At 37.8% G+C, this 15,225-nt stretch carries 16 protein-coding genes; 13 read left to right on the top strand and 3 right to left on the bottom strand.

Annotated elements, in window-relative coordinates; translation table 11 throughout:
- Positions 1–369 precede the first annotated feature (369 nt).
- The 3 genes from ACFCYJ_RS03525 to rnz all read left to right on the top strand — a co-directional run bounded on the left by ACFCYJ_RS03525 (position 370) and on the right by rnz (position 3,734).
- Positions 370–1,869 (top strand): cobyric acid synthase, encoded by a 1,500-nt coding sequence (locus ACFCYJ_RS03525; RefSeq protein WP_376070759.1) that lies wholly within the window; start codon positions 370–372, stop codon positions 1,867–1,869.
- A complete protein-coding gene (locus tag ACFCYJ_RS03530) occupies positions 1,866–2,702 on the top strand; it encodes a class I SAM-dependent methyltransferase (RefSeq protein WP_376070762.1) in 837 nt (278 codons plus the stop codon). The genes ACFCYJ_RS03525 and ACFCYJ_RS03530 overlap by 4 nt, the downstream gene beginning before the upstream one ends.
- A gap of 99 nt (positions 2,703–2,801) precedes the next feature.
- Positions 2,802–3,734 (top strand): ribonuclease Z, encoded by a 933-nt coding sequence (gene rnz, locus ACFCYJ_RS03535; protein WP_376070764.1) that lies wholly within the window; start codon positions 2,802–2,804, stop codon positions 3,732–3,734.
- 287 nt (positions 3,735–4,021) lie between these two features.
- Here rnz and ACFCYJ_RS03540 read toward each other — a convergent pair whose 3' ends face one another.
- Complete coding sequence (locus tag ACFCYJ_RS03540; protein WP_376070767.1) at positions 4,022–4,555, bottom strand: TetR/AcrR family transcriptional regulator; 534 nt, start codon at positions 4,553–4,555, stop codon at positions 4,022–4,024.
- Between the two features lie 169 nt (positions 4,556–4,724).
- On the opposite strand from ACFCYJ_RS03540, the gene ACFCYJ_RS03545 reads away from it, so the two are divergent.
- The 6 genes from ACFCYJ_RS03545 (at position 4,725) to ACFCYJ_RS03570 (ending at position 10,240) form a co-directional block, all read left to right on the top strand.
- Positions 4,725–6,155, top strand: a complete 1,431-nt coding sequence (locus ACFCYJ_RS03545; RefSeq protein ID WP_376070770.1) for a DHA2 family efflux MFS transporter permease subunit — start codon at positions 4,725–4,727, stop codon at positions 6,153–6,155.
- 407 nt (positions 6,156–6,562) lie between these two features.
- Positions 6,563–6,793 (top strand): acyl-phosphate glycerol 3-phosphate acyltransferase, encoded by a 231-nt coding sequence (locus tag ACFCYJ_RS03550; protein ID WP_349661459.1) that lies wholly within the window; start codon positions 6,563–6,565, stop codon positions 6,791–6,793.
- A gap of 218 nt (positions 6,794–7,011) precedes the next feature.
- Positions 7,012–7,632 carry a sporulation-specific diadenylate cyclase CdaS gene (gene cdaS / locus ACFCYJ_RS03555; protein WP_376070773.1) on the top strand — a complete coding sequence of 207 codons (621 nt, stop codon included), beginning with the start codon at positions 7,012–7,014 and terminating at the stop codon, positions 7,630–7,632.
- A 99-nt stretch (positions 7,633–7,731) separates the two neighbouring features.
- Complete coding sequence (locus ACFCYJ_RS03560; RefSeq protein ID WP_376070775.1) at positions 7,732–8,175, top strand: MarR family winged helix-turn-helix transcriptional regulator; 444 nt, start codon at positions 7,732–7,734, stop codon at positions 8,173–8,175.
- Between the two features lie 53 nt (positions 8,176–8,228).
- A complete protein-coding gene (locus ACFCYJ_RS03565) occupies positions 8,229–9,170 on the top strand; it encodes a ring-cleaving dioxygenase (RefSeq protein ID WP_376070776.1) in 942 nt (313 codons plus the stop codon).
- Positions 9,171–9,184: 14 nt separating this feature from the next.
- Entirely contained in the window at positions 9,185–10,240 is a 1,056-nt protein-coding gene (locus ACFCYJ_RS03570; protein WP_376070777.1) for an LLM class flavin-dependent oxidoreductase, read from the top strand.
- A gap of 140 nt (positions 10,241–10,380) precedes the next feature.
- Here ACFCYJ_RS03570 and ACFCYJ_RS03575 read toward each other — a convergent pair whose 3' ends face one another.
- Positions 10,381–11,406 (bottom strand): DUF2332 domain-containing protein, encoded by a 1,026-nt coding sequence (locus tag ACFCYJ_RS03575; protein WP_376070779.1) that lies wholly within the window; start codon positions 11,404–11,406, stop codon positions 10,381–10,383.
- 122 nt (positions 11,407–11,528) lie between these two features.
- Here ACFCYJ_RS03575 and ACFCYJ_RS03580 point away from each other — a divergent pair, with 122 nt between their 5' ends.
- Positions 11,529–12,410: a LysR family transcriptional regulator gene (locus tag ACFCYJ_RS03580; RefSeq protein WP_376070782.1), complete on the top strand. Its 882-nt coding sequence runs from the start codon at positions 11,529–11,531 to the stop codon at positions 12,408–12,410.
- Between the two features lie 92 nt (positions 12,411–12,502).
- On the opposite strand, the gene ACFCYJ_RS03585 is transcribed toward ACFCYJ_RS03580, so the two are convergent.
- Positions 12,503–12,628, bottom strand: a complete 126-nt coding sequence (locus ACFCYJ_RS03585; protein ID WP_376070785.1) for a hypothetical protein — start codon at positions 12,626–12,628, stop codon at positions 12,503–12,505.
- Positions 12,629–12,767: 139 nt separating this feature from the next.
- Here ACFCYJ_RS03585 and ACFCYJ_RS03590 point away from each other — a divergent pair, with 139 nt between their 5' ends.
- From ACFCYJ_RS03590 to ACFCYJ_RS03600, 3 genes are all read left to right on the top strand, one after another.
- Positions 12,768–13,442 carry a response regulator transcription factor gene (locus ACFCYJ_RS03590; protein WP_376070787.1) on the top strand — a complete coding sequence of 225 codons (675 nt, stop codon included), beginning with the start codon at positions 12,768–12,770 and terminating at the stop codon, positions 13,440–13,442.
- A gap of 82 nt (positions 13,443–13,524) precedes the next feature.
- The gene (locus tag ACFCYJ_RS03595) at positions 13,525–14,448 is read left to right on the top strand and encodes an ATP-binding cassette domain-containing protein (RefSeq protein ID WP_376070790.1); all 924 of its coding nucleotides are present in this window, start codon (positions 13,525–13,527) and stop codon (positions 14,446–14,448) included.
- Positions 14,441–15,223: a hypothetical protein gene (locus ACFCYJ_RS03600; RefSeq protein ID WP_376070792.1), complete on the top strand. Its 783-nt coding sequence runs from the start codon at positions 14,441–14,443 to the stop codon at positions 15,221–15,223. Before ACFCYJ_RS03595 ends, ACFCYJ_RS03600 begins: the two co-directional genes overlap by 8 nt.
- Positions 15,224–15,225: the final 2 nt, after the last annotated feature.

The raw sequence follows: 15,225 nt of genomic DNA on the forward strand, positions 1-15,225 counted from the left end.
CCCCTTCGCGACGGAGGAATACCCGCGCTTTGAGGAGAAATACCCGCGGAACGGAGCAAAATACCCGCGGAACGAGGCAGAATACCCGCGCTTTGAAGTGAAATACCCGCGGAACGAGTAGGAACACCCGCGAAGCAAGCAGCCCCCCTTCGCGACGGAGGAATACCCGCGCTTTGAGGAGAAATACCCGCGGAACGGAGCAAAATACCCGCGGAACGAGGCAGAATACCCGCGCTTTGGAGTGAAATACCAGCGGAACGAAGCAGAATACCCGCGCTTTGAGGGGAAAAACCCGCGGAACGAGTAGGAACACCCGCGAAGTAAATTCTGCCCCCGCGCTTCAACTATACATAAGGGAGGGAAAAGACTATGCCAGCAAAATCTATCATGATTCAAGGAACGGCTTCTGATGTAGGGAAAAGTATGATTTGTACTGCGCTGTGCCGTATTTTTTCTGATGATGGGATAAAGGTTGTACCGTTTAAATCACAAAATATGGCCCTTAACTCGTTTGTAACTCAAGATGGCGGAGAAATTGGCCGTGCACAGGGTGTACAAGCAGAGGCGGCACGTGTTGTCGCAACTACGGATATGAATCCGATATTGCTAAAACCAAAGCAGGATATGGTTTCGGAAGTGATTGTTCATGGTAAGCATTTTTTAAATATGGACGCCAAAAGTTATCGTAATCAATTCGTCCAAGAAGCGATGCCAATCGTTGAAAAGTCAGTGCGAACTTTACAAAATACATATGATGTCATTGTCCTTGAAGGGGCGGGAAGTCCGGCAGAAATTAATTTGAAAGACCGTGATATAGCCAATATGCGTATGGCTCATCTAGCAGATGCAGCGGTTGTGCTAGTCGCTGATATTGATCGAGGTGGAGTATTTGCATCGATTGTTGGAACGCTCGCATTACTTGACGATGCAGAACGCGCACGTGTAAAAGGGTTGGTAATTAATAAATTCAGAGGAATGCGTGAGTTACTTGATGATGGCATTGAATGGGTAGAGCGTGAAACGGGGATTCCTGTCCTTGGAGTTGTACCGTATGTAGAGGTCAATATTGAGGCTGAAGACTCACTAGCATTATCTTCATTACGCTTTAAAAAGCCAAAGCCTGGAGAGTTTGCTGTGGATGTGGCCATGATTCGCTTGCCGCGCATTTCAAACTTTACAGATGTTGATCCATTTTTTGATGAGCCAGAGGTTGGTGTCCGTTTAATTGGCAATGTCAATGAGCTTGGGACGCCCGATTTACTTATATTACCTGGAACAAAAAGTACTATAGATGATTTAGCTTGGTTAAAGGCGCAGGGCTTCGATCAAGCGATAGCTAATTTACGCGCACGAGGGACAAAAATTATTGGCATTTGCGGTGGCTTCCAAATGCTTGGCGAAACGTTATTAGACCCAGATGCTGTAGAAGGAAATGGCGATTCAGCGCAAGGTCTAGCATTATTGCCAATGGAAACTGTATTTGTTGGCGATAAAAAGACTGTTCAAATGACTGGAACAAGAGGGCAGGACACGTTTACTGGTTATGAAATTCATCTAGGACGTACAAAAATTTTACGTGATGAAGTATCACCATTTTTACAGCTTGCAGATGGGCGCGTAGATGGGGCAGTAAGTGCCGATGAACTAGTGATCGGAACATATTTCCATGGTTTATTCCATAATCGTACCTTTACACGACAGCTCATCAACGACATTCGCGTGAAAAAGGGCCTCGCTACTTTACCAAGTGATGTAAAAAGTGACGCAGAACGTAGAGAGGACGCTTACAATATGCTTGCAAAGCATGTGCGTGCGAATCTTGATATGAAAAAAGTATACGAAATTATGAATTTAGAGGTACAAGTATGACAAGAAAAGGACCGTTAGCCATTGATTATGAGGCGTTATGGCAGGAAGGTATGAAAGACTGGCATGGCCAAATGCCTGAAAGAATGGTCAATGATCAACTAGAGGAGCAGTTTTGGGCGCAGTCCATCGCCCGTAAAAGGACAGGACAAACAGATCCTTATGCAGCAAAAATTTTTCAAGAAATTAAAAAAAGTATCCAAACCGAGCACTCGGTATTGGAAATTGGTCCAGGCTGGGGCAATTATACATTTCCACTAGCTGATCATGTGCGAAAGCTAACTTGTGTAGATAGCTCAGAAAGTATTCTTAGCTATTTAGAAAATTGCATGGAAGACAAGCAACATGTTTCTTATCTTCATGCAAAATGGGAAAGCCTTGCTGAAGATGAGGTAAAAACGCACGATATAGTCATTGGTGTCAATTGTTTTTATCGTATGTATGACATCAAATCCGCCCTTTGCCATATGAATCGTCTAGCTAAAAAGCGTGCAATTATTGGTATGACGACAGGGCCGATACAACCCCATTATGAAATTTTATATGAAAAGTATGGCTACGATATTAAATTTCCACGAAGAGATTATATAGAATTTTTAAATTTACTCTATGAAATGGATATTTATGCAGAGTGCAAAATCATCCCTTTAGAGCGAGTGTATGAATATGACAGCTTTGAGCAACTTGTAACAACACAAAGTAAAAAAATATTAAACGATACTTTTAATAGAGCACATGTTGAGGAGTCGCTTTTGCCATTTATTGAGGAAAAGAACGGGCGTTATTATTATCGTCATGATTTCCATGCGGCACTTGTATCATGGGAGCCGAAATAATTATTAAACCTTTGGACAAAACTAGTGACCAAAGGTTTTTTTTATTGGGAGCGATAGGGTACAATAAAGCGATATAGATATAGAAGTGAGGTGGCATATGTGCAACTACATTTTTTAGGAACAGGCGCAGGAATGCCTTCAAAGGAAAGAAATACAAGTGCCCTAATGGTAAAGCTTTTAGATGAAGTGGGGGAAATGTGGCTTTTTGATTGTGGCGAGGCGACCCAACATCAAATTTTGCACACATCGTTAAAGCCACGTAAAGTAACGAAAATATTCATTACACATTTACATGGTGATCATATTTTCGGTTTACCTGGTTTTTTAAGCTCTCGTTCATTTCAAGGTGGAGATGAGCCATTAACGATATTTGGTCCACAAGGTTTACAGCAATGGATTGAGCAAACCTTAGCCTTGTCAAAAACGCATTTAACCTATCCATTACAATTTGTTGAAGTCAATGAAGGTATTATTTATGAGGATGAACATTTTACAGTGAGCGCAAGTGAATTGCGACATGTAGTTCCATGCTTCGGCTACCGTATTGAGCAAAAAGATTTGCCTGGTGAACTGTTAATAGAAAAAGCACAGGCTCTAGGTGTTCCTAAAGGCCCTAGCTTAGGACAATTAAAAGCTGGGAAAGATATTGAGCTTGCAGACGGCACTATAGTTTATGCAAAAGATGTCGTTGCTCCTCCGAAAAAAGGCTTTACGCTCACGATATTAGGCGATACAAAATACTGTCCGGAGGCTGTTTCCTTAGCTTATGGGGCAGATATCGTTATTCATGAAGCGACCTTTGATGGCACGACGACAGATTTAGCAGCCAGCTATGGACACTCTACAAATGTCGAAGCGGCAAAAGTGGCACAACAAGCAGGCGCGAACTATTTACTTCTGAACCATTTAAGTGCTCGCTTTTTACCACATGATTTACCGAAATTTTTAGCAGATGCACAGGAGATATTCCCACAAACTTTCCTGACATCCGATCAATCAGTATTTACATGGAATAACAATATACTAAATTAATCAAAAACGTAAAGTACCTTATAAATGAAGCATCATTTATAAGGTACTTTTATCTTAATTCAGCAAATGTTTTCTGTGCGAAAGCGAAGCGGCAGCAACAAATGTTTTCTGTGCGAAAGCGAAGCGGCAGCAACAAATGTTTTCTGTGCGAAAGCGAAGCGGTAGCCACGAATGTTAATGAGTTTATAAAGCTTGTTACAGCCAAAAAGTAACAAGCTTTTTTGCTCTTCATCAAAAGTTGGGGTTGAAAATTATTGGAGATACAGCCATCAGAAGAAATCACCCGTTTATCGATATAATTCAAGAATTTGATTTGCGATATATTCGGAGCTAAAATGAACCCCGTTTCTGAGCCACCACATGAGTATCCCAAGTATTGAAGAGGCGAGAATATCCATTGATAGAGTACTGTCAGCGCCTTCATTTTTACGTTGTATGACAATCAAGTCCTTTAATGTCATATGCATTTTTTTAATGAAACCAGGATGTTCAAATAGCACAGCTAAAATTTTTCTATGCTTATAAAAGTAATCTAAAAACGTAATTAATTGTTCTTGATTATTTAAATTATCAATTTGTAAAGTTGGAGACATTTCCGACAACAAGTCGTCGAACATATCGTAAACTACTTGCTTTAATAAATCATTAATATCTATAAAATGTAAATAAAAAGTTGCTCGATTTAGCTCTGCACGTTGGGCTATTTTTTGTACTGTAAGTTTCGAAATATCTGGGTTTTCGATTAATATATCTACGACAGCTTCTTTAAATACCCGTTTCGAGCGAATAGCTCGTGGGTCTTGTTTTTTGTGTGTAGTCAATTTAATTCTCCTTTATCTATTAAATGCAAATTTAATTAATACTATTTTTAATTTTGTTGTTTAATTGACACTTCTTGAAAAATTGTAAATAGGAATCAAAAAACAAACGTGTTATTATCTATTTTATTGACATAGTGTTAATAAAACAAGTGGAAAGAGGAAGAATGTAATGTCGGAATCGATAAATAAAAAAGTACTATTAACAGTTTTAATTTTCGGATGTTTTTTATCTACACTAAATCAAACGCTGTTAAACGTTGCATTAAGTAATTTAATGGACGTATTTTCCGTTTCTGCTACAACCGTTCAGTGGTTAGCTACTGGTTTTATGTTAGTTAACGGGGTGCTAGTCCCTATTACAGCATACTTAATGAAACGTTTTTCAACACGCCAATTATTTATAAGTTCAATGCTGTTTTTATTAGTAGGCTCTATTTTTTGTGCAGTAGCTCCGAACTTCACCACTTTACTAATTGGTCGTATGATTCAAGCAATAGGTGCAGGAATTATTATGCCGTTGCTAATGAGCATCGTAATGTTTATTTTCCCTCCTGAAAAAAGAGGCAGTATGATGGGGTTAATTGGGCTAGCTATGATTTTCGCTCCAGCCATTGCACCAACATTAGCAGGTTTTGTAATAGATTATTATTCATGGCGTTGGTTATTTATCGGTATCATTCCATTTGTCGTGATCGTTATATTCATGGCTATGAAATATTTAATTAATGTCTCAGAAACAGCAAAAGCAAAGTTAGATGTCGTGAGTGTTATTTTATCAACAATTGGCTTTGGTCTTATTTTGTATGGTTTTAGTAATGCAGGAAGCCATGGCTGGGATGATAAAGTTGTGATAAGTACTATACTTGTAGGGATACTGACTACGGCAATATTCTGTCTTCGTCAAATGAAATCTTCTGATCCACTTCTCAACTTATCTGTTTTTAAAAATAAATTATTTACACTAACGTCCATCATCAACATTATTGTCACAATGATGATGTATGCAGATATGATTTTATTACCAATGTACTTGCAAAATGGAAGAGGGTTTACGGCATTAGACGCTGGTTTATTATTATTACCGGGTGCTCTTGTAAATGCCTTTATGTCTCCAGTGACAGGAAAAATGTATGACCGCTTTGGTGCAAAACCGTTATTTATTATCGGTTTGATTTTTGTCATTCCTTCTATGTGGGTTGTAACAGATTTAACAGAAACAACAACCTATAGCTTTTTAATGATACGTACCATTTTTCTACGTATAGGGTTGAGTTTTATCACAATGCCATTGAACACAGCTGGTTTGAATGCCTTACCTAAGACACTTGTAACGCATGGTACAGCAGTGAATAATACATTACGTCAAATTGCAGGTGCAATAGGATCTGCTGTCGTTATTACAATTTTCACATCACAGACTACAAACCATGCGAAAACATTGCTAGCAGAATCACCAAATGCTACGGCTGAAGGTATTCGTACACTTGCTTCCATTTTAGGTTCAAGTGATGCTTATTATTTCATGACAATCTTAGCGATACTTGCATTTGTTTTAACTCTATTTGTTCCATCTAAAAAAAGATTAAACAATAGTTTGTGAATGTATAGACTTCAATAAACAACTTTGGATAGCCTTGCTACATTAATGTAGCAAGGCTATTATTTAACTTCTTTCAGCAAATGTCTTTTGTACCGAAAGCGAAGCGACAGCAACACGGTTTTATCTGTGGGAAAGCGAAGCGACAGCAACAACACATGACTGAGTGACCACATCACGCTGCTGACGCTACGCTTTCGCGCGAAAAACATCCGTTGGCCCAAAGCCTCCGGAGGATGTCACGGAATTATGCCGAGGCATGATTGATTTAAATTGTCCAAACTTATCAATTGAAAAATGACTATATACAATGTAGAAATTAATGTAATATGAAGATTTAGAATATTGGAGAAAAATAATGCACTAAATAGTAGATTTTCGTATAATTGACTAAAGGGGAGTGGTTTAATATGAATCAGCAAAAGATGCCACCAGCACTATTGCGATTAATTGTTATTTTTCCAAATGTGCTGAGCTATTTATTACTATTTGGACTTATCTTTTTTGTTATCTCAAATTATGACACGTTAAAAGCTACGGATAACTTAACGGTTTGGCTTATTTTTATTTTTGTGCTTGCGCCGGCTGCTGCCTACACGACATTTAGCATTATTAAGAAAATTCGTGCTGGACAAATGTAAGCTAAACAAAACACGTGTATTCTAATGGATACACGTGTTTTTGAATTCCATTTTGCCTCTTTTTTGTGTTTGTAAGATACCTCTTTTCATTAATACTACATTTTTGGAAACAATTTTTTAGAAAGATTGACATAATGAAATCCAAAACGAATAAAATAATTCCATCTAGAGAAACTAAAAAATAAATACATAATAAATTGGAAAAGCGGGGTGTTTTTTTGGATCCAACAAATTGCGATTTTTCACCAATGAAACAAACATTAAAGGAAGAGCTTTTGCAGGTCATTCATTCATTACAGCAAAGTGTAGAAGCTATGGATACTGATGCAAACTGTCTTCTTGGAAATTTCGAAAAAATTAAAGAGAAATTTGTAACGATTGAAATGAAAGCTGCAACATTTTATTTAAATTGCTATCTTTCCCCGTTTACTGAAAAATATCCTGAGCTTTCGCATTGCGTACAAAATATGTCTAAAAGAAGACACGGTGGACTAATTGTGATTGAACGGGAGGATTCGCTGACACCTCATATACAGCCTGGTATTCATATTGGCGCAGAAGTGACGCATTCCTTATTAGAATCTATTTTTTTTCCTGGAAATCCGCTGCATGATGGCGCAGTTTTAATAAGCCAAAATCTAATTAAATCAGCAGCAAATGTACTGCCACTTTCAGAGAGATATACGGGGGAAAAGAAATTAGGTACAAGACATCGAGCAGCATTAGGGTTAAGTGAAGTAAGTGATGCGCTTGTCATGGTAGTGTCAGAAGAAACAGGGAGAATTTCCTTTGCCTTTAAAGGAAACTTATATCCAATTACGACGCATGGCATTATATAAGTGTGAGCTTCACACTGGAAAATATCTCGAATTCAAGATATTTTCCTTGCTTATTTATCACTTGCGTTGTAAAGTGATGAATGAGAGGAGGAGGAAGCGATGCGAAAACACACGCTCGGATCACTGACATGGATTCGGATGATGCGCTTTACAAATCAAAGTAACCAGCTATCCAATGAGTTTTTAAAGCGCTTTGACTTAACGACTGCACAATTTGATGTCCTAATACAAATAAAGACATATGCACCGTTAACGCAATCACAGTTAGCAGAGAAAGTGACAGTGACGCAAGGTGGTATGTCTCGGATGCTTGCTCGTCTTGAAAAAGAGGAACTTATTGAACGTAAGCAAAATTGGAAGACCAAAACAATCTCGCTGACAGCTAAAGGCGAGCAGATGATTGATGAGGCAACACCAAGTCAGCTACAGTTTCAATCTTCATTTTTTGAAGAAATATTAACAGAAGAAGAAATGAAAACTTTAAATATACTCATGTCAAAATTAGAGAAGCATAGTCGTGAAAAAAAATTACCACCAGCGTGATTTTTTTTACAACATCACTTGCTTAGTCAAGTGAAAATGAGGAGGAAACATTCATGGACAAATTAAGTGGACATCATCATATATCAATGCTAACAAAAAACGGCAAACGTAATAATGATTTTTATACAAAAATTCTCGGCTTACGTCGTGTTAAGAAATCAGTAAACCAAGATTCGCCTTCCATGTATCACTTGTTTTATGGAGACTTAACAGGTGCTGCAGGTACAGAATTAACATTTTTTGAAATGCCTGTAGCAGGACGGACAGTTCGAGGAACAAATGCCATTACACGTATTGGACTACTAGTGCCAAGCTATGACAGTCTGCAATATTGGGAAAATCGTTTTCAAGAATTAAAGGTTGAACATAGTGAAATTACAACTTTTGCAGGAAAAGATGCATTGTTTTTTGAGGATCATGAAGGGTTACGAATGGTGCTTCTAAACAACCATGGTCACGAAACACCAGCTCATTGGCAACCGTGGGACGGCTCTGATATCCCGGCGGAACATCGCATTTTAGGGATGGGTACAATTGAAATTACAGTTCGTTACTTGCAACGGACAGTTAGCTTATTGAAAGAGCTATTTAATTACACAGCTGTAGCAGAAAGTGAAAAAGAAGCAGTCTTGCAATCCATTCCTGGTGAAGTGCTTGGAGAAATCGTCGTTCAAGAATTAGAAGGACCAAGTGAGAAACCTGGTCGTGGTAGTATTCATCATCTTGCACTACGCGTCGGAACAGTGGAGGAATTACAACAGTGGGATATCAAAATTAAGGAGCTAGGCTTTGATAGTACTGGCATTGTGGATCGTTATTATTTCCAAAGTCTTTACTTCAGAGATCGTAATGGAATTTTATTTGAAATGGCGACAGATGGACCAGGGTTTACCGTTGATTCGGCAGTAGAGGATCTTGGAAAAGAACTTGATCTTCCACCATTTTTAGAAGAAAGACGTGCAGAAATCGAAGCTATTTTAGAACCACTAGATTAAGGAGAGGTTTAATCATGGAAAAATACCGCATTGATCAATCGAAAGGCATCGAATTTGGCCTCTATTCATTAGGGGATCATATTCCAAATCCATTAACAGGTGGACGAATTTCAGCTCAGCAACGAATCCAAGAGCTAGTTGAAGCAAGTCAGCTTGCAGAACAAGCAGGTATTGATGTGTTTGGTGTGGGAGAAAGTCACCAATCGTACTTTACTACACAGGCACACACGGTTGTTTTAGGAGCGATCGCACAAGCTACATCAAAAATTAAATTAACAAGCTCCGCGACAGTACTAAGTGTTTCTGATCCGGTACGTGTATATGAAGATTTTGCAACGATTGATTTAATTTCAGATGGACGTGCAGAAATAGTCGCAGGGCGTGGCTCTCGAGTTGGTGCATATCAATTACTAGGCGTTGATTTAAAGGATTACGAAGACATTTTTGAAGAAAAATTAGAGTTACTGAAAAAAATAAATGACAACGAACTGGTCACTTGGGAAGGACAATTCCGTGCACCACTTCATAATGCGCAAATTTTGCCACAACCTAAAAATGGCTCGTTACCAATTTGGCGAGCTGTCGGCGGACCACCTGCAAGTGCCATTAAAGCAGGTTATATGGGCATTCCGATGATGCTAACGACATTAGGTGGTCCTGCAGTTAACTTTAAGCCATCAGTAGATGCCTACAGAGAAGCAGCAGAGAGAAGTGGCTTTGATCCGCAAGAGTTACCGATTGCTACAGCAAGCCTATTTTATGTTGCTGATACGACACAAGAGGCACTAGAAGGGATGTACCCACATTTAAATGGTGGATTCCAAGCAATTCGTGGCGCCGGTTATCCAAAGCAACAATTGGCGCAAGCGCCGGATACACGAGACGCCTTAATGGTCGGAAGTAAGGAGCAAATTATTGAAAAATTACTATATCAATACGAGCTCTATGGCATGCAACGATTTATGGCACAAATTGATTTTGGTGGTGTGCCGTTCGATAAATTAATGAAGAACATAGAAATTATAGGGAACGATATTCTACCTGCGATCAAAAAATATACCGCGAAATAAGGAGAGTAACAGATAGAAGATAGCCCGACGCCCCCAATAAAGCGCCCAGCCGGAACGGAGATCAACCCCTCGTTTTGTCGGAGGGTCATACTTTATGACGCTGCATGAGATTAAATCTTATGCAGCGTTTTTGTTAATGTTTAGTTTTGGTTGGACCACTTGAACCATCGAGCATGACCATCAGGGCGTTCCATTATTCGTATAGATTCTATTTCCCCTTGATCAATAAAATCTTGATGTAGTTGCATATCAAATAAATTGTTATAACAATGGTAAAGAGATCGTTCCATACTGATCTCTTTTAATTGCTCCATTAATTCAAGGCGTAACTCCATTGGGATTTGATTGGCCACATGTGTATGGTAAACAACTAATATCGCATCTTCATTAATATCTCTACTAATCTCTTTTATAAGTTTAATGGCATCTCCTTTTATCAGTTGTAAATCGAGCTCTTTTAAAATAGGGAGCGCTTGATTTAACAAAAGTCTTCGTTCTTGATGCTCTGGCCAAATTAATGCTTGGAGCCATTGGAGCTCTTCCTCATTATGAATATCAATAGGATTTAAATCGATGCCCACTCGCTGACAAACAACGGGAGCATTTGTAATGGAAGCTGGGAGCGGTTGTCCTTGATTTTCTGAGGACAAAACAAAATCGCTATTAGAATTGTTTATATGAAGCTGTTGATTATAACAGTAATTGTATTGATCCATTCCAAGTTGAAGCCCTGCACTTGCTCCGATTTCAATGAAGGCTAATGGTTTTTGGTGGCGTTTATAAATTTCTGTCATCATCGGATAAAGGTAAGAACAACGGCGAATTTCATTAGTCTGAACAAGTTTTTCTTGAAATAAAGTCTTCAATTCTTCTAAATGGGATAAGACGAATGCTTTAAAAACTGGGTACACTTCATTTAATGCTTTGGGTGTTGACGTTAAAGATGGATAAAAATGAACTAAATCGTCCTTTGATGATGACAGCAAATACTGAACACCAGCTAATAATAAATTAGGTGCAGGTTGTCCTTGAGGTATAAATGTCGCAACTTTTAATAGTTCATCATCATTGGCAATCTTATTCGCTAAATGTTCATACAGTGGACTTGAGTTTGCACATTCATCTTTTGCAAAAGTACGAAATTGCTTACTTAATTTAGCTAACATACGATTCTCCCCTTTGTATAAAAGTAATCGATCTACTTTTAAGTTTATTATTATTGGATAATTTAGTAAATTAAATATAGTTAATGAAGTTGATTAAGAACATTAATGAAAGAGGTGACATTTTGGATTATAAATGGATACAGTCTTTTGTAGTAGCCGCAAAATCTTGTAATTTTCGAGTAGCCGCAGAAGAATTACATTTATCGCAGCCAAGTATTACAGTTCATATTCATCAGTTAGAACAATTTTTAAATGTCAAATTATTCAAACGTGAAAAGAATCGTGTGCAATTAACGGAGGCAGGGCACCTTTTTCTCATAGAAGCTCAGCAAATCATCCATCAATGGGATAAAAGTATTGAACGTTTCCAGTTAGCAACAAAGGGAATTGAAGAAAAGCTAATTATTGCAATGACCCCGTTAATGGTGGAAACAATATTGCCCCATGTTATCTATCAGTTTATCAATGAAAATCCTACCATTGAAATATCGATTCTAGTGGAGGAGTCAGCAAAAATTGAAGATTTAATAAATAGTGATAAGGCTCATATTGGTATTTCCTTATTGCCAACCCGTTATCGACATTGGCATCAAGAGCTTCTTGTAGAGAGTCCTTTAGAATTGGTTATTCCACTGGATGCTTTCGATGATGAGACAGGGGCTTATATTGATTATGAGGAATTATTTCAAACCTACACTTTATTTACACACCATCATCCAACTATTTGGGAGGATTTATTACATAAACTACAGGAAAAATATGTAGTGACCAAGCAAGTGTCCATATCCCAATCCTATGTGGTAAAGCGCTTGATAAAAGATGGATTAGGGATGTCATTTTTGCCACGGATGATTGTGAGAAGAGAGCGGATGGAAGGGCGGTTTAACATTGTTCCCTTCGAAGAAATAGCATTACCAAGTGTTCCTGTATATCTTTTTTATAAGGATTCAGTAGAAATTCCAGAAGAGTTACTATGTTTATTTCAGACGAGGGATTATTTGTAAAATTATTGTCATCTATTTCAACACAATTACTTATCGATCTCATAACTTTATTAATGTGGTCATATCAAAAGTAGGGAAGTCGTTAGTAAAACTTATGCTATGTAAGTTGATTGGAGTGAAGACTGAACGCCCCCTTGGGGATTAGCAATAGAGGAACGAAGGCTAAAAGCATCACGTCCTGTGATAACGCCTTCGTGACCAACATCGATGCGGCTCATCGGACGCCCCCAGGAAAGCGCCCAGTCGGAGTGGAAATCAACCCATGTTATGATGATAGCTATTAAAATTAATTAATGTTGAACGACATAAAGTTTTATATAATATTAATAGGAATATTTTAACAAAGGTGTGATTGTATTGAGAATTTTAATGGCTGAGGATCATGAAGATGTAAATGCAATGTTAACAGAATTGTTTGAGCAAGCAGATTATCAGGTGACAAGTGTGATGGATGGTATAGAAGGTCACCGGGCATTTCTGCAAAATGAGTTTGATATAGTGCTTCTTGATATTATGCTTCCCTATAAAAGTGGGGATGAATTACTAAAAGAAATTCGCGCTATTTCGGATGTACCTGTTGTTATGATTTCAGCAAAAGATTTAGTGTCGACAAAAATTGATTTGCTTCGTTTAGGAGCGGACGATTATATTACGAAACCTTTTGACCTTGGTGAGGTTCTTGCCCGTATTGAATCCATATTACGTCGTGTTAAAAAACAAGCTACACCAATGAAGCAGCTACAATACAAGGATATAGTACTGGATGATGTCGCTAAGCGAGTTACAGTGAGTGGTGAAGAGGTCTTGCTAACTGCAAAGGAATATTTACTGTTTGAACTGTTTATGACAAACCAAGAGAAAGTATTCACGAAAGCAAATTTATATGAATCCATTTGGCAGGAAGAATATTTAGGGGATGAACATATTATTAAAATCCATATTAGTAATCTTCGACATAAATTAAAGACAAAAAATCCACAAGCGGATTATATCGAGACGCTTCGAGGACTTGGATATCGTTTACGTCCATAAATTATCCGTAATCTATACGCCATCTTTACTTTATCTATACCTTTCATGAGTAATCTATGAATATGAAAGGGAGGTGCTTACTATGGGTGAAACCATATTAAAAACGAATCAATTAACAAAAACATATAAAAAGCAAACAGTGCTTCACGACGTATCAATCGAATTAAAAGAAGGACGTATTTATGGGCTTATTGGTGAAAATGGTGCGGGAAAATCAACCTTAATGAAGATTATTTCAGGGATTAGTTTTCAAACAGAAGGTTCATTTGAGTTATTTGGAAAATCATCTGGAAAGGAAATACAGCAGCAACGAAAACGTATTGCCAGCATGATTGAACAACCAGCGATTAGTCCTGATATGACTGCAAAAGGTAACCTTAAATATCATCGTTTAATGCGAGGGATTCCGAATGAGGAGCTTGAGGATGAGATATTGCAATTGGTTGGATTGACGAGTACAAACCATAAGAAAGCTAAGCATTTTTCACTAGGGATGAAACAACGTTTAGGCATTGCCATTGCGTTATTAACTAACCCAGAGCTATTGATTTTAGATGAGCCAGTGAATGGGTTAGATCCTATAGGTGTTGTAGAAATTCGTGAGCTTTTAACACGTCTTTGTGAAGAGCGACAGATGACGATTTTAATTTCGAGTCATAATTTACCAGAACTTTATCAAACAACAACTGATTATATCATTATTCATAAAGGGAAAATTATGAAACAAATGACTCAACAACAGCTCGACGAAGAATGTAGACATTATATTCGCATTGGTTGTACAGCTCCCGAACAATGTGCACATGTATTAGAGACAATTCTTAAAACACAAAACTTTCAAGTCATGCCAAATAAAACGATTAAATTGTACGATTTCTTAGAAGATCTTGGAGATGTATCAACCGCATTATTTGAAAATGGGGTAACACTTACGGAATTTAGTATACAAGGAGATACATTAGAGAACTACTTCCTTACGTTAATTGGAGGTGAGCGACTTGTTTAATTTAGTACGTGCTTACCTCTATAAAACAACTAAATCCAAAATATTTTGGGTCTTACTGGCTCTTACAACATGTTCTGCAATAGCAATGTTTAGTATTGCCTATGGGATCGGCAATAACTCACTAAATGAAAGCATCAGTAACGTTGGATTTTTATTATCTGATATGAATACGATGTCAATAGTAGGCGCAGTACTTGCCACTACACTTATTTGTTCAGACTTTGACACAAAAAATATCCATCATCCTATTATAAGCGGGTTTGCAAGAATCCAAATTGTCATAAGTAAAGCGATTGTTTTCTGGATATTACTTATTGTTCTTGTAAGTCCGTATATCATCGTGACTATAATTGGTTTATCAACGGGCAGCACGTTTAGCATGGGTGGGAAAGCAGCAGGTTTTTTAAGCATTCTAACTTTGCCTACTAGTGGTACCTTTGGCGAATATTTAACAATAATGAGCGCAATGACAATGGTCTATCTTGCCCAGTTAACGACCTGTATTTTACTTGCTTTTGCCTTAAGAAAATCGGTGCTTGTAGTAGCTGCGTATTACATGATGTCCATGTTCTTTGGGCAGGTAGCGAGTTTCCAAGATTCATTTGAGATTATAGATAAAGTATTATCCTTCACACCATATTCAGCGGAGTATATTACGCTTAATTTAAGCATGAGTAAAGGTGATATAATTTCGGCCGTTTCCATTTGTGTCATCTTTATAGTAGTAATTATATATTTAACATTCATGATATTTAGAAAAGCAGAAATCAGGTAAGG

It is taken from the genome of Lysinibacillus sp. NPDC056232 (genome assembly GCF_042267565.1).
GTDB lineage: Bacteria > Bacillota > Bacilli > Bacillales_A > Planococcaceae > Lysinibacillus.

Coding starts and splice junctions, on each gene's coding strand:
- ACFCYJ_RS03525 (WP_376070759.1), top strand. CDS start 370: ATGCCAGCAAAATCTATCATGATTCAAGGAACGGCTTCTGATGTAGGG.
- ACFCYJ_RS03530 (WP_376070762.1), top strand. CDS start 1,866: ATGACAAGAAAAGGACCGTTAGCCATTGATTATGAGGCGTTATGGCAG.
- ACFCYJ_RS03545 (WP_376070770.1), top strand. CDS start 4,725: ATGTCGGAATCGATAAATAAAAAAGTACTATTAACAGTTTTAATTTTC.
- ACFCYJ_RS03550 (WP_349661459.1), top strand. CDS start 6,563: ATGAATCAGCAAAAGATGCCACCAGCACTATTGCGATTAATTGTTATT.
- ACFCYJ_RS03560 (WP_376070775.1), top strand. CDS start 7,732: ATGCGAAAACACACGCTCGGATCACTGACATGGATTCGGATGATGCGC.
- ACFCYJ_RS03565 (WP_376070776.1), top strand. CDS start 8,229: ATGGACAAATTAAGTGGACATCATCATATATCAATGCTAACAAAAAAC.
- ACFCYJ_RS03570 (WP_376070777.1), top strand. CDS start 9,185: ATGGAAAAATACCGCATTGATCAATCGAAAGGCATCGAATTTGGCCTC.
- ACFCYJ_RS03575 (WP_376070779.1), bottom strand. CDS start 11,406: ATGTTAGCTAAATTAAGTAAGCAATTTCGTACTTTTGCAAAAGATGAA.
- ACFCYJ_RS03585 (WP_376070785.1), bottom strand. CDS start 12,628: ATGAGCCGCATCGATGTTGGTCACGAAGGCGTTATCACAGGACGTGAT.
- ACFCYJ_RS03595 (WP_376070790.1), top strand. CDS start 13,525: ATGGGTGAAACCATATTAAAAACGAATCAATTAACAAAAACATATAAA.